The following is a 13,764-nucleotide window of genomic DNA, read 5'->3' as shown; positions in this document are numbered from 1 at the left end:
GAGAACCGGGGGCTTTTGTCAGCGCAAGGGCAGGGGCCTTACATGTTCGGGTAGTTCGGCCCGCCAGCGCCTTCAGGAGTGACCCAGGTGATGTTCTGGGCCGGGTCCTTGATGTCGCAGGTCTTGCAGTGCACGCAGTTCTGCGCGTTGATCTGGAAGCGCTTGCTGCCGTCCTCCTGAGTGACCACTTCGTACACGCCCGCCGGGCAGTAGCGCTGGGCCGGCTCGTCGTACAGCGGCAGGTTGCTGGCGATCGGCACGTTCGGGTCGGTCAGCTTCAGATGGCAGGGTTGTTCCTCTTCGTGGTTGGTGCTGGAGAGGAATACCGAGCTGAGCTTGTCGAAGCTGAGCTTGCCGTCCGGTTTCGGGTAGTCGATCTTCTGCGACTCGGCTGCCAGCTTCAGGCAGGCGTAGTCCGGCTTGGTGTCGTGCAGGGTGAACGGCAGCTTGCCGCCGAACCAGTTCTGGTCCACATAGTTGAACGCAGCACCCAGCAGCGGGCCGAACTTGTGCATGGCCGGGCCGAAGTTGCGGCTGGCGAACAGTTCTTCGTACAGCCAGCTGGCCTTGAAGGCGCTGACGTAGCCGTTCAGCTGGTCGCCGCCTTCGCTGCCGGCGATCAGAGCGTCAGCCACCGCTTCGGCGGCCAGCATGCCGGACTTCATCGCGGTGTGGCTGCCCTTGATCTTGGCTACGTTCATGGTGCCGAGATCGCAACCGATCAGCGCGCCGCCATTGAATACCATTTTCGGCAGCGAGTTGATGCCGCCCTTGGCCAGGGCGCGAGCGCCATAGCTGATACGCTTGCCACCTTCGAGGTACTGGCTGATCACAGGGTGGTGCTTCAGCCGCTGGAACTCGTCGAACGGCGACAGGTACGGGTTGGCGTAGGACAGGTCGACGATCAGGCCAACCACCACCTGGTTGTTTTCCAGGTGATAGAGGAACGAGCCACCGGTGTTGTCCTTGGCCATCACGTCCAGCGGCCAGCCGGCGGTGTGCACCACCAGGCCCTGCTCGTGCTTGGCCGGGTCGATTTCCCAGATTTCTTTCAGACCGATGCCGTAGTGCTGGACGTCGGCCTCGCTGTCGAGGTTGAAGCGCTTGATCAGCTGCTTGCCGATATGGCCACGGCAGCCTTCGGCGAACAGCGTGTACTTGGCGCGCAGTTCCATGCCCGGGGTGTACAGGCCGTCCTTCGGGTTGCCTTCACGGTCAACGCCCAGGTCACCGGTGACGATGCCGCGGACCACACCGTTCTCGTCGAACAGTGCTTCCTGGGCGGCGAAGCCCGGGTAGATTTCCACGCCCAGGTTCTCGGCCTGCTGGGCCAGCCAGCGGCACAGGTTGCCCAGCGAAATGATGTAGTTGCCCTGGTTGTGCATGGTCTTGGGCACGAACAGGTCAGGCACCTTGGTCGAGCTGGCGGCATCCTTGAGCACGTAGATGTCGTCACGCTTCACTTCGGTGTTCAGTGGCGCGCCGAGTGCTTTCCAGTCAGGGAACAGCTCGTTCAGGGCGCGGGGTTCGAACACCGCGCCGGAGAGGATGTGGGCGCCGACTTCAGAGCCTTTTTCCACCACGCAGACGCTGATTTCGCTACCGGCTTCGGCGGCCTTCTGCTTCAGGCGGCAGGCGGCGGACAGGCCCGCCGGGCCGGCGCCGACGATGACCACGTCGAATTCCATGTATTCGCGTTCCACTGGTTCTCTCCTACTCATCAAGGCTCGTGCTGTTGCTTTGTCTTATGGGTGCGCGGGGGCATTCGCAGCGGTTCTACGCAACGGCGGAACTGTAGCTGGGCAAATGACGGACTACACCGTTTTGTCTTGGCCGCGCATTATATCTACACCACTTGGCGGGTCCAATACAAACGTTTGTTTGAATTTGCCGCAGGCCAGTAAAATCACAGGAACGCGGCTGGAGGGTGACCGATTTGCCGTATTGACCGGATTGGGTGTTACGGTCAAGATACGAGCGGTTTTACGTTCGCCGTAGGCTTGCAGCCGGGCGCAGGTACACCTCTAAAGACCAGGTGTGGAGCAGGGTTTTGCGGCCTTTGGCCGGTTTGTAGTGGAGTTTACACGCCACGACAGAAAATGACCCGTGAGTATTTGACGCAAGGGTCCGGACAAGACTGTTCGGTCACGGTTAAACCTCTGCCTCCCGGTACGTTTTTAGAGGTGCCCTTGTACCCACGCGCATCGCCGGGCCTGGCCCCAGGCGACTATCTATTCACCGGAGAGTAACGAGGAATCCATGAAGGTTCTTGTAGCTGTCAAACGAGTGGTCGACTACAACGTCAAGGTTCGCGTCAAGGCGGACAACTCCGGCGTCGACCTTGCTAACGTCAAGATGTCCATGAACCCCTTCTGCGAAATCGCCGTGGAAGAAGCCGTGCGCCTGAAGGAAAAGGGCGTGGCGAGCGAGATCGTCGTCGTTTCCGTCGGCCCGACCACTGCCCAGGAGCAGCTGCGTACTGCCCTGGCCCTGGGTGCCGACCGTGCCATCCTGGTCGAAGCCGCTGACGAACTGAACTCCCTGGCCGTGGCCAAGGCGCTGAAAGCCGTTGTCGACAAAGAGCAGCCGCAGCTGGTCATTCTCGGCAAGCAGGCCATCGACAGTGACAACAACCAGACCGGCCAGATGCTGGCTGCGCTGACCGGCTTCGCCCAGGGCACCTTCGCCTCCAAGGTCGAAGTGGCTGGCGACAAGCTGAACGTCACCCGTGAAATCGACGGCGGCCTGCAGACCGTTGCACTGAACCTGCCGGCCATCGTCACCACCGACCTGCGCCTGAACGAGCCACGCTACGCGTCGCTGCCGAACATCATGAAGGCCAAGAAGAAGCCGCTGGAGACCCTGACTCCAGACGCGCTGGGCGTTTCCCTCGCCTCCACCAACAAGACCCTGAAAGTCGAAGCCCCGGCTGCCCGCAGCGCTGGCATCAAGGTCAAATCGGTGGCCGAACTGGTCGAGAAGCTGAAGAACGAAGCGAAGGTAATCTAAATGACTATCCTGGTTGTCGCTGAATACGAAAACGGTGCCGTAGCCCCGGCCACTCTGAACACTGTTGCTGCTGCTGCCAAGATTGGTGGTGATGTGCACGTGCTGGTCGCTGGCCAGAACGTCGGCGGCGTTGCCGAGTCTGCTGCCAAGATTGCTGGTGTGGCCAAGGTGCTGGTTGCTGATAACGCGGCCTACGCCCACGTCCTGCCGGAAAACGTTGCGCCGCTGATCGTCGAGCTGGCCAAGGGCTACAGCCACGTGCTGGCCCCGGCCACCACCAACGGCAAGAACATCCTGCCGCGCGTTGCTGCGCTGCTGGATGTGGACCAGATTTCCGAGATCATCTCGGTCGAGTCCGCCGACACCTTCAAACGCCCGATCTATGCCGGTAACGCTATTGCCACCGTGCAATCGAGCGCGGCCATCAAGGTCATCACCGTGCGTACCACCGGTTTCGACGCCGTGGCCGCCGAAGGTGGTTCGGCTGCCATCGAAGCCGTTGGCGCTGCCCATAACGCCGGCATCTCGGCCTTCGTTGGCGAAGAGCTGGCCAAGTCCGACCGCCCAGAGCTGACCGCTGCCAAAATCGTCGTTTCCGGCGGCCGTGGCATGGGCAACGGTGACAACTTCAAGCACCTGTACAGCCTGGCCGACAAGCTTGGCGCTGCCGTCGGTGCTTCGCGCGCCGCGGTCGACGCCGGCTTCGTGCCGAACGACATGCAGGTCGGCCAGACTGGCAAGATCGTTGCGCCACAGCTGTACATCGCCGTCGGCATCTCCGGCGCGATTCAGCACCTGGCCGGCATGAAAGACTCCAAGGTGATCGTGGCGATCAACAAGGACGAAGAAGCGCCGATCTTCCAGGTAGCCGACTACGGCCTGGTCGCTGACCTGTTCGAAGCGGTTCCGGAGCTGGAAAAGCTGGTCTGATCCGCCTGCTTCACTTATAAAGAACCCGGCCCTCGTACAGGGGGCCGGGTTTTTTTGTGGTCAGTTCCGGCCCAATCGCCGGCAAGCCAGCTCCCACAGGTACTGCACCGCCCTGAAGCACTGCGCTGTACCTGTGGGAGCTGGCTTGCCGGCGATAGCGACGGATCAAGCAATACAAGGAGTGAGGGATGACGTTGCGCGGAACGGGTAGGGCGCTGGCATGTGTGGCGCTGTTGATGTCACCACTGGCCATGGCCGCAGGTAAATGCGAGCGCCTGGTGGCAACCGGCAGCCCTGATGCGCCACCTTATTCGTGGCAGGATCCGCAAGACCCGAAACACCTGATCGGCGCCAACGTCGACCTGCTGCGTCAGGTGGCTGGCGAGCTGGGCGTGAAGGTGGAGGTGCTGAATGCCGGCCGGCGTGACCAGGCGCTGGAAGAAGTGCGTAGCGGGCGCATGGACCTGCTGCTCGACACCCCCATGCAGGTGGAGCAACTGACCGCGCTGGACTATATCCATCCACCCCTGCTGCTCAACGAATACATGGTGTGGACGCGCCACGACGCTACCCTGGCCTTCGAAGGCCCGGCGGACCTGGCCCAGTACCAGGGCAGTGTGTCCGAGCGCGCGCGGCTGACCCCGGCCTTTACCGCTTTTGCCAAGGCCCAGCTGAAGCTGGTGCCGGCACAGAACCTGACCCAGGCGTTCCAGAAACTGGTGCTCGGCCAGGTGGACTATGTGCTCGCTGGCCGCTATTCAGGCATGGCCATGGCCCAGAGCCTGGGCATGAGCAATGACCTGATCGCCCGCGGCCTGCCGGTGGATCGGCCAGGCTTGTACCTGGCCCTGTCGCACAATTCGGCCTGCAATGACAGCTGGTTGCGTGGGCAATTGGCGAAAAAACTGACAGAATTGCCGATCTCCGGTGCGTCCGAGGCCGTGCTGCAACGTAATGTCGAGCGCTGGAAAGCGCAGTTGCAAGTGCCGTCGGGCACCCCCAAACACTAGGAAGATTGCGTGAGAACCCAACCACTAATCCTTGCCTTGGCCGTGCTCGGCCTGGCTGGCTGTGCCAACGATCCGGCCCCTAACGAGCAGATGCGCATTTCCGAACAGGCACTGGAGCAGGCCAGGGCCGTCGGTGCCACTGAACAGGTCGAAGCGCTCAAGCTGGCCGAAGACAAGCTGGCCCGGGCCAAGGCCAACATGGTCACCGAAGATTACCGCGATGCGCGCATGCGTGCCGAGCAGGCCGAACTGGATGCGCGTCTGGCCGAGGCCCAGGTGCTGAACCAGAAGAGCGAAGAGCAGCTGCAACTGCTGCAGTCGCGGGTCAAGCGCCTGCGCAAGCAGCTGGAGGTGCAGCCATGATCCGTCGCATGCCATTGGCCGCGCTGGCAGTGCTGGCCCTGACGGCTGGCCTGCAAGGTTGCGCCAGCCAGCGCAGCAGCGCAGCACTGGATGAAGCCACCGCGGCCTTCCAGAAGGTCAAGGATGATTCCGATGTGCTGCGCAGCGCGCCGCGTGACGTGATTCGCGCTGGCGAATCGCTGGCCCGCGCCGAGCGGCTTTCCAGCTACATCGGCACCGGTACCGACGTGCGTCATTACGCCTACCTGAGCCAGCGTTACAGCGAGATCGCCAGCGAGCATGCCAAGCTGGCGCTGAACCAGGAACGCCAGGCCAAGCTTGACCTGGAGCGCCAGCGCCTGCAGTTGGCCCTGCGCGAGGCCAAACTGGCCAGCGTGCAGCAGCAGGGCAAATGGATCGAGTCGCAGATCGCCGCGTTGGCCTCGGAGCAGACCGACCGTGGTCTGGTGATGACCCTGGGTGACGTGCTGTTCGACACCGGCCGTGCCGACCTGAAGAACTCGGCCAGCCGTACTGTGCTCAAGCTGGTGCAGTTCCTCCAGCTCAACCCGCGCCGGGTGGTGCGGATCGAGGGCTATACCGACAGCACAGGCCCTGCGGAGGACAACCTGAAGCTGTCTCGCGACCGGGCGCAGGCCGTGGCCGACATGCTGGTCGACCTGGGGATCGACGAGAAGCGCCTGCAGGTTGAAGGGTATGGCGACCAGTACCCGATCGAGGCCAATGCCTCGGAACGGGGCAGGGCGCAGAACCGCCGTGTGGAGATCGTGTTCTCCGATGACAAGGGCAAGCTGGCGCCGGCGCGCTGACCGCCGATAAGCAGGGGGCCGCTTTGCGGTCCTCTGGGAGCGGGCGTGCCCGCGAAGCAGGCGACGCGATTGTTGGCACCGGCTTCGCCGGTGTTCGCGGGCTCGCCCGCTCCCACAGGGTCCCGGCAGGTTGTCGGCTTAATCGTTTCTATAGCTGTCACGCAACTGTATTGTTGACTATCCTGCGATCTGTCCCAGTACACTTTGCAACTGTTACGGTATCCTCTACCGTCAATGAGCTACACAAGAACAACGAGCCCGTCCGCGCGTCGAGAGCCAGCCATGACCAACCTGCTGCTGTACCAGCGTATCGCCCAGCAACTGGCCGATGACATCCGTCGCGGTGTCTACCAGCCAGGCGAGCGGGTACCCTCCGTGCGCAAGATGAGCGCCCAGCTCAATGTCAGCCATGCCACGGTGCTGCAGGCCTATGCCAATCTTGAGGACCAGGGGCTGATCCGTGCGCGGCCGCAGTCTGGCTACTACGTGCACCAGACCCCGGCACTGACCGCGCAAACCCCGGACATCGCCCGGGTGGAGCGCCCCGGTCTGGTCACCCGCGCCAGTATCATCCAGCAGGTATTGACCGAGGCTCGCCGTGATGGCGTGTTCCCCTTTGGCGCCGCTGTGCCGCATGTCGACTACCTGCCGGTCCGTGCTTTGCACCAGCAGATTGCCAAGGTGACGCGCTTCCACAGCCCGCGTGCCTTCAGCTACATGTTCAGCCCCGGTTTCGAGCCGCTGCGCCGGCAGATCGCCATTCGCATGCGTGATGCCGGCGTACTGGTCGACCCGCGTGAAGTGATCGTCACCCATGGCTGTGTCGATGCGCTGCAGATGTCGCTGCGCGTGCTGACCCGCCCCGGTGACTTGATCGCCGCTGAATCGCCCACCTATTACGGGTTGTTGCAACTGGCCGACCTGCTGGGCCTGAAGGTGATCGAGATCCCCAGCGACCCGGCCACCGGCATCAGCCTCGAAGCCTTGCAACTGGCGGCCAACCAGTGGTCGATCAAGGCGCTGGTACTGACTGCGCGCCTTAGCAACCCGTTGGGCGGCACCGTCCCGGAAGAGCGTCAGAAGCAGTTGCTGCGCCTGGCGTCGGACTTCGATATCCAGATCGTCGAAGATGACATCTATGGCGAATTGATGTTCGAGCAGGGCAAGACCAAGGCGCTGAAGGCCTTCGACCGGCTGGACCGGGTGATCTATTGCTCGAGTTTTTCCAAGACCCTGTCTCCCGGTGTGCGCGTAGGCTGGATGATCGCCGGGCGCTATCAGGATGAAATCCAGCGCCTGCAAACCTTCAGCACCCATTCGGCCTGCAGCGTGACGCAGATGGGGGTGGCGGCCTACCTGGAGAATGGCGGCTACGACCGGCACCTGCGCTACATCCGCCAGGAATACCGCAAGAACCTCAGTGCCTACCAGCTGGCGGTGCAGCAGCACTTCCCCGAGGGTACCCAGATGACGCGACCGACGGGTGGTTTCATCCTGTGGGTGAGCCTGCCCGGGCGGGTCAATACCCAGGAGCTGCATGTGCGCGCGCTAGAGCAGGGCATCAGTATTGCGCCGGGGCTGATCTTCAGTAACACCGAACAATTCAACCACTGTATCCGCCTGAATTGCGGTATACCCTGGAACAAGGAGGCCGAGCGCGCGGTGATCACGCTCGGCCTGCTGGCCCAGCAATTGTGCCGGGAGCCAGCGGCCGCACTTTTGTAGGCTTGCCACGCGCCTGAGGAACAGGGAGCATACGCACTTTTCCTGCCAGTCTGTCCATTTGCCATGAATGCTTTGCGCCGTTTTGCCTTGATCTTGTGCCTCGTACCGCTCTGCAGTCTGGTGGGCGTTGCCCAGGCTGCGCAGCCGGCAGGCCAGGCGCAGGCCGTCCAGAGCAAGCCTGCGCAAAAAGGGGCAGCCAAACCCGTGCAGAAGCCGGCGGCAAAAAAGGCCGGCAACAGCAAGGCCAGGCCGGCCCGCAAGCCGGTGAGCAAGGCGGTTGCCAAACCATTGCCCAAGGCCAGACTCGACCTCAGCCTGCCTGCTGATATGGTCGATAACCTGGAGCCGAATGTGGGTAGCCTTCCGCCTGTCCAGCGTCGTAAACCTTTGCTGCCGCCCATGTTCACTGAAAAGCCAGAGAGCAACGACAGCCCGTTCCAGCTCAATGGTCGGCTGATCAACAACGAAATGCAGCTGCAACTGCGCAATGACAGCCGTCGCGACGTGGAAGGGGCAGCGATCGATTTCGAGTACCGCCAGTAATCGGTGAACTGACTGCCGGGTCACGGCAGATTTCATCATGCCAGTAATTTCAAACGCCTGTTTGAGCGGTTACTATCCAGGGACGCTCGTCCCGTTTTGTTCCAGGGGGTCCTGATTTTGGTGAATAGCCATGAATTGCCGTGAGGGCTGTGGTGCCTGTTGCATCGCCCCGTCCATCACCTCTGCGATGCCGCGTATGCCCAATGGCAAGCCGGCTGGCGAGCGCTGCCTGCACCTGACCGTCGACAACCTCTGCGACCTGTTCGGCAAACCCGAGCGGCCGGCGGTGTGTGGCGGTTTCAAGGCGGATGTCGAGGTGTGCGGCAGTGACCGTGACGAGGCGATCAGGATTCTCGGTTGGTGGGAGCAGGTGACGGCGGCGTGACAGGCTGGATCTTCAACAACAAGGATAAACATGATGAGATCGTTCAAGCGTATTGCACTGCTGTGTGGCATGGGTGTGCTGCTGTCGCCGGCGGCCTGGGCCGAAAACTGGCAGGTGGCCAAGGATGAGGAGGGGATCAAGGTTTCCCTCAGCGAAGTGGCCGGTTCCAAGTACAAGGCTTACCGCGGCGTCACCGTGATCAAGGCACCGCTGGCCAAGGTGCAGGCGTTGCAGGAGGATGTGGTCGGGGCCTGCGCGTGGATTCACGAATGCAAGATGCAGAAGGTGCTCAAGCAGGAAGGTGACCAGGTCTGGACCTATACCCAGTTCAATACACCATGGCCGGTGACGCCGCGGGACTCGGTGTTGCATGTGACCACGGTGAAGCAGGCTGATGGCAGCCTGGTCCGCAACCTGAAGGAAGAGCCGACCTATGTCCCGGAAGAGAAGGGCTTCGTGCGGGTGGCGAAGGTCGAAGGCTTCTGGAAACTGGAGCCCAAGGGTGACAGCACGGAAGTGACCTATCAGGTGCACACCGAGCCGGGTGGCAGTGTGCCGGCGATGGTGGCCAACAAGTTCGTGGTGGATGCGCCGTTCAATACCCTGAAAGGGTTGCGGGAGCGGGCCGAGAAAAACTGACAGTATTGCGTTGTCTTTGCTGGCCTCTTCGCGGGTGAACCCGCTCCCACAGGATCTCCACACATCTAAGGGTCTGTGGGGGCCCTGTGGGAGCGGGTTTACCCGCGAAGAGGCCGGAACAGGAAAGCGGAAATAAAAAAGGCTGCCCAAGGGCAGCCTTTTTTGCGTTCGGCTATTAAAGCTTACTTGCGGTCCTGCAGCGCAACGATGTCGCGCTTCTGCTCGCCGGTGTACAGCTGGCGCGGGCGGCCGATCTTGTACGGGCTGGAGAGCATTTCTTTCCAGTGCGAGATCCAGCCTACGGTACGTGCCAGGGCGAAGATCACGGTGAACATGCTGGTCGGAATGCCGATTGCCTTCAGGATGATCCCCGAGTAGAAGTCGACGTTCGGGTACAGCGAGCGCTCGATGAAGTACGGATCGGTCAGGGCGATCTCTTCCAGGCGCATGGCCAGTTCCAGCTGCGGGTCGTTCTTGATGCCCAGCTCGCGCAGGACTTCGTCGCAGGTCTGCTTCATCACGGTGGCGCGCGGGTCGCGGTTCTTGTAAACGCGGTGACCGAAGCCCATGAGCTTGAACGGGTCGTTCTTGTCCTTGGCCTTGGCGATGAACTTGTCGATGTTCGAGACATCGCCGATTTCATCGAGCATGGTCAGTACCGCTTCGTTCGCACCGCCGTGGGCCGGGCCCCACAGTGCGGCGATACCGGCGGCGATGCAGGCGAACGGGTTGGCACCCGACGAGCCGGCCAGACGAACGGTGGAGGTGGAGGCGTTCTGCTCGTGGTCGGCGTGGAGGATGAAGATCCGGTCCATCGCCTTGGCCAGCACCGGGCTGATCGGTTTGATCTCGCACGGGGTGTTGAACATCATGTGCAGGAAGTTTTCCGCGTACGACAGGTCGTTGCGCGGGTACATCATCGGCTGGCCCATGGAGTACTTGTAAACCATCGCGGCCAGGGTCGGCATCTTGGCGACCAGGCGCACCGCGGAAATTTCGCGGTGTTGCGGGTTATTGATGTCCAGGGAGTCGTGATAGAACGCCGACAGGGCGCCGACCACGCCGCACATCACCGCCATCGGGTGGGCGTCGCGGCGGAAGCCGTTGAAGAATGACTTCAGCTGCTCGTGAACCATGGTGTGGTTCTTCACGGTGCTGACGAACTGGGCCTTCTGCTCGGCATTCGGCAGTTCGCCGTTGAGCAGCAGGTAGCAGGTTTCGAGGTAGTCGGATTTCTCGGCGAGCTGCTCGATCGGATAGCCGCGGTGCAGCAGGATACCCTGGTCGCCGTCAATGTAGGTGATCTTCGACTCGCACGAGGCGGTCGCCATGAAACCAGGGTCGAAGGTGAAGTGACCAGTGGCCCCCAACCCGCGGACGTCGATTACATCAGGACCAACGGTGCCGGTTAAAATGGGCAGCTCGACGGGGGCAGCGCCCTCGATGACCAACTGCGCTTTTTTGTCAGCCATGTGGCCTCCTATTAATGCTTGAAATCATCAGACAGACCCCCCACGCAGGGCCCGCACCACTATAGAGGGATAAATTCAGATGTCAATTTGCCTAAAGGCTTGTTGAAACAGGCATTGAGGCCTGTTTTTTAGCGAAATTCTCGCCCATTTACGCCTTTTGTCCGTTAAAGGCAATGCGCTATTTGGGCTACCCCGTCACGTTGTCATGAGCAGCCTAACTGTCTATACTCGCAACCCGACCGCCAGGGGCTTGCAAGCCCGAACTGCTGGGGGTCGCCGTTCCCTGGGTGGTGGGTACCTGACCAGTACACTTACCAACAACTTTGCCCTGATTCGCTAGGGGCTCTTCAGTGTGAAAAAAGCCGTGAAAAGCCAACGACCTGTAAACCTAGACCTAAGGACTATCAAGCTCCCCGTCACTGCGTACACGTCCATCCTGCACCGTATCTCCGGCGTCATCCTGTTCCTCGGCCTTGCCATCATGCTTTATGCACTGGGCAAGTCGCTGGGTTCCGAGGAAGGCTTTGGTGAGGTGAAGGCGTGTCTGACCAGCCCGCTGGCCAAATTCGTGACCTGGGGCCTGCTGTCCGCCCTGCTTTATCACCTCGTGGCAGGTGTACGTCACCTGATCATGGACATGGGCATCGGTGAGACGCTGGAAGGCGGCAAGCTGGGCTCGAAAATCGTGATCGTCATCTCCGTGGTGCTGATCGTTCTGGTGGGAGTTTGGGTATGGTAACCAATGTCACGAACCTGTCGCGTTCGGGCCTCTATGACTGGATGGCGCAGCGCGTTTCTGCGGTCGTTCTCGCGGCTTACTTCCTCTTCCTGATCGGCTACGTGGTCGCCCACCCAGGCATCGACTACACCCAGTGGCATGGTCTGTTCTCCAACAACGCGATGCGGATCTTCAGTCTGCTGGCCCTCGTTGCCCTGGGCGCTCACGCCTGGGTCGGCATGTGGACCATTGCGACCGACTACCTGACGCCAATGTCGTTCGGCAAGTCGGCAACTGCGATTCGTTTCCTGTTCCAGGCGGTATGCGGCGTTGCGATGTTCGCTTACTTCGTCTGGGGTGTGCAGATTCTCTGGGGTATCTGATCCATGGCTAGCATTCCAACCATTTCCTTCGACGCCATCATCATCGGTGGCGGCGGTGCCGGCATGCGCGCTGCGCTGCAGCTGGCTCAAGGCGGTCACAAGACTGCCGTGGTCACCAAGGTCTTCCCGACCCGTTCGCACACTGTATCCGCCCAGGGCGGCATCACCTGCGCCATCGCTTCGGCCGACCCGAACGACGACTGGCGCTGGCACATGTACGATACCGTCAAGGGCTCCGACTACATCGGTGACCAGGACGCTATCGAGTACATGTGTCAGGAAGGCCCGGCTGCGGTCTTCGAGCTGGACCACATGGGCCTGCCGTTCTCGCGTACCGAAACCGGTCGTATCTACCAGCGTCCGTTCGGCGGCCAGTCCAAGGACTTCGGCAAGGGTGGCCAGGCTGCCCGTACCTGCGCCGCATCCGACCGTACCGGTCACGCGCTGCTGCACACCCTGTACCAGGGCAACCTGAAAGCTGGTACCACCTTCCTCAACGAGTACTACGCGGTTGACCTGGTGAAGAACCAGGACGGCGCATTCGTGGGTGTGATCGCGATCTGCATCGAAACCGGCGAAACCCTGTACATCAAGTCCAAGGCCACCGTGCTGGCGACTGGCGGTGCCGGCCGTATCTACGCCTCCACCACCAATGCCCTGATCAACACCGGTGACGGCGTGGGCATGGCCCTGCGTGCCGGCGTGCCGGTGCAGGACATCGAAATGTGGCAGTTCCACCCGACCGGCATCGCCGGCGCCGGTGTACTGGTCACCGAAGGTTGCCGCGGTGAGGGTGGCTACCTGATCAACGCCCACGGCGAGCGCTTCATGGAGCGTTACGCGCCGAACGCGAAAGACCTGGCCGGCCGCGACGTGGTTGCCCGTTCCATGGTCAAGGAAATCATCGCCGGCAACGGCGTGGGCCCGAACAAGGACCACGTGCTGCTGAAGCTGGACCACCTGGGCGAGGAAGTGCTGCACAGCCGCCTGCCAGGTATCTGCGAACTGTCCAAGACCTTCGCCCACGTCGACCCAGTGGTCGCGCCGGTGCCGGTCATCCCGACCTGCCACTACATGATGGGCGGCGTTGCCACCAACATTCATGGCCAGGCCATCACCATGGACGCCGAAGGCAACGACCACATCATCCCGGGCCTGTTCGCCGTAGGTGAAGTGGCCTGCGTATCGGTTCACGGTGCCAACCGTCTGGGCGGCAACTCGCTGCTCGACCTGGTGGTGTTCGGCCGTGCTGCCGGCCTGCACCTGGAAAAGGCGCTGACCGAAGGCGTGGAATACCGCGACGCCAGCGACACCGACGTCGATGTTGCCCTGAACCGCCTGAACAAGCTGAACGAGCGCACCACTGGTGAAGACGTTGCCAGCCTGAAGCGCGAGCTGCAGAGCTGCATGCAGAACTACTTCGGTGTATTCCGTACTGGCGAATACATGCAGAAGGGTATCGAGCAGCTGGCCGGCCTGCGTGACCGCATCGCCAACGTCAAGATCAACGACAAGTCCCAGGCCTTCAATACCGCGCGTATCGAAGCGCTGGAGCTGCAGAACCTGCTGGAAGTCGCCGAAGCTACCGCCATCGCGGCCGAAGCCCGTAAAGAGTCGCGCGGTGCTCACGCCCGTGAAGACTACGAAGACCGTGACGACGAAAACTGGCTGTGCCACACCCTGTACTACCCGGGTGAGAAGCGCGTCGCCAAGCGTGGCGTCAACTTTGCGCCGAAGACTGTTCCAGCCTTCGAACCAAAAGTCCGGACTTACTAAGG

General features: G+C 61.7%; 14 protein-coding genes. 12 read left to right on the top strand and 2 right to left on the bottom strand.

Annotated features, from left to right (window positions below; translation table 11 throughout):
- Window positions 1-38: 38 nt before the first annotated feature.
- A complete protein-coding gene (locus tag CAF70_RS14500; RefSeq protein ID WP_085625408.1) occupies window positions 39-1,721 on the bottom strand; it encodes an electron transfer flavoprotein-ubiquinone oxidoreductase in 1,683 nt (560 codons plus the stop codon).
- Window positions 1,722-2,259: 538 nt separating this feature from the next.
- Between CAF70_RS14500 and CAF70_RS14495 the strand changes: the two genes are divergently transcribed.
- The 9 genes from CAF70_RS14495 to CAF70_RS14455 all read left to right on the top strand — a co-directional run bounded on the left by CAF70_RS14495 (window position 2,260) and on the right by CAF70_RS14455 (window position 9,413).
- Entirely contained in the window at window positions 2,260-3,009 is a 750-nt protein-coding gene (locus CAF70_RS14495) for an electron transfer flavoprotein subunit beta/FixA family protein (RefSeq protein ID WP_023661847.1), read from the top strand.
- On the top strand, window positions 3,010-3,939 hold the full coding sequence (locus CAF70_RS14490; RefSeq protein WP_013973453.1) for an electron transfer flavoprotein subunit alpha/FixB family protein: 930 nt from the start codon (window positions 3,010-3,012) through the stop codon (window positions 3,937-3,939).
- A gap of 188 nt (window positions 3,940-4,127) precedes the next feature.
- Window positions 4,128-4,949 carry an ABC transporter substrate-binding protein gene (locus tag CAF70_RS14485; RefSeq protein WP_085625407.1) on the top strand — a complete coding sequence of 274 codons (822 nt, stop codon included), beginning with the start codon at window positions 4,128-4,130 and terminating at the stop codon, window positions 4,947-4,949.
- A gap of 9 nt (window positions 4,950-4,958) precedes the next feature.
- Window positions 4,959-5,312, top strand: a complete 354-nt coding sequence (locus tag CAF70_RS14480; protein WP_085625406.1) for a DUF4398 domain-containing protein — start codon at window positions 4,959-4,961, stop codon at window positions 5,310-5,312.
- Window positions 5,309-6,121: an OmpA family protein gene (locus CAF70_RS14475; protein WP_085625405.1), complete on the top strand. Its 813-nt coding sequence runs from the start codon at window positions 5,309-5,311 to the stop codon at window positions 6,119-6,121. Before CAF70_RS14480 ends, CAF70_RS14475 begins: the two co-directional genes overlap by 4 nt.
- A 282-nt stretch (window positions 6,122-6,403) precedes the next feature.
- A complete protein-coding gene (locus tag CAF70_RS14470; RefSeq protein ID WP_085625404.1) occupies window positions 6,404-7,846 on the top strand; it encodes a PLP-dependent aminotransferase family protein in 1,443 nt (480 codons plus the stop codon).
- A gap of 63 nt (window positions 7,847-7,909) precedes the next feature.
- Window positions 7,910-8,389 carry a hypothetical protein gene (locus CAF70_RS14465; RefSeq protein WP_085625403.1) on the top strand — a complete coding sequence of 160 codons (480 nt, stop codon included), beginning with the start codon at window positions 7,910-7,912 and terminating at the stop codon, window positions 8,387-8,389.
- A 130-nt stretch (window positions 8,390-8,519) separates the two neighbouring features.
- Window positions 8,520-8,774, top strand: coding sequence for a YkgJ family cysteine cluster protein (locus CAF70_RS14460; RefSeq protein WP_085625402.1), 255 nt, complete (start codon window positions 8,520-8,522; stop codon window positions 8,772-8,774).
- A gap of 30 nt (window positions 8,775-8,804) precedes the next feature.
- The gene (locus CAF70_RS14455) at window positions 8,805-9,413 is read left to right on the top strand and encodes an START domain-containing protein (RefSeq protein WP_178076387.1); all 609 of its coding nucleotides are present in this window, start codon (window positions 8,805-8,807) and stop codon (window positions 9,411-9,413) included.
- Between the two features lie 182 nt (window positions 9,414-9,595).
- Here CAF70_RS14455 and gltA read toward each other — a convergent pair whose 3' ends face one another.
- Window positions 9,596-10,885 (bottom strand): citrate synthase, encoded by a 1,290-nt coding sequence (gene gltA / locus CAF70_RS14450; RefSeq protein WP_085625400.1) that lies wholly within the window; start codon window positions 10,883-10,885, stop codon window positions 9,596-9,598.
- Window positions 10,886-11,237: 352 nt separating this feature from the next.
- On the opposite strand from gltA, the gene sdhC reads away from it, so the two are divergent.
- Genes sdhC through sdhA form a run of 3 tightly spaced genes read left to right on the top strand, consistent with a single transcriptional unit; the run spans window position 11,238 to window position 13,762 of the window.
- On the top strand, window positions 11,238-11,624 hold the full coding sequence (gene sdhC, locus CAF70_RS14445) for a succinate dehydrogenase, cytochrome b556 subunit (RefSeq protein ID WP_012315350.1): 387 nt from the start codon (window positions 11,238-11,240) through the stop codon (window positions 11,622-11,624).
- Window positions 11,618-11,986 carry a succinate dehydrogenase, hydrophobic membrane anchor protein gene (gene sdhD / locus CAF70_RS14440; RefSeq protein ID WP_003254214.1) on the top strand — a complete coding sequence of 123 codons (369 nt, stop codon included), beginning with the start codon at window positions 11,618-11,620 and terminating at the stop codon, window positions 11,984-11,986. Before sdhC ends, sdhD begins: the two co-directional genes overlap by 7 nt.
- Window positions 11,987-11,989: 3 nt before the next feature.
- Window positions 11,990-13,762: a succinate dehydrogenase flavoprotein subunit gene (gene sdhA, locus CAF70_RS14435; protein WP_013973442.1), complete on the top strand. Its 1,773-nt coding sequence runs from the start codon at window positions 11,990-11,992 to the stop codon at window positions 13,760-13,762.
- Window positions 13,763-13,764: the final 2 nt, after the last annotated feature.

The sequence above is a fragment of the Pseudomonas sp. B19(2017) genome (assembly GCF_002113165.1).
GTDB lineage: Bacteria > Pseudomonadota > Gammaproteobacteria > Pseudomonadales > Pseudomonadaceae > Aquipseudomonas.
The sequence above is the reverse complement of the archived record's forward strand: the minus strand, read 5'-3'. Positions and strand labels throughout refer to the sequence as shown.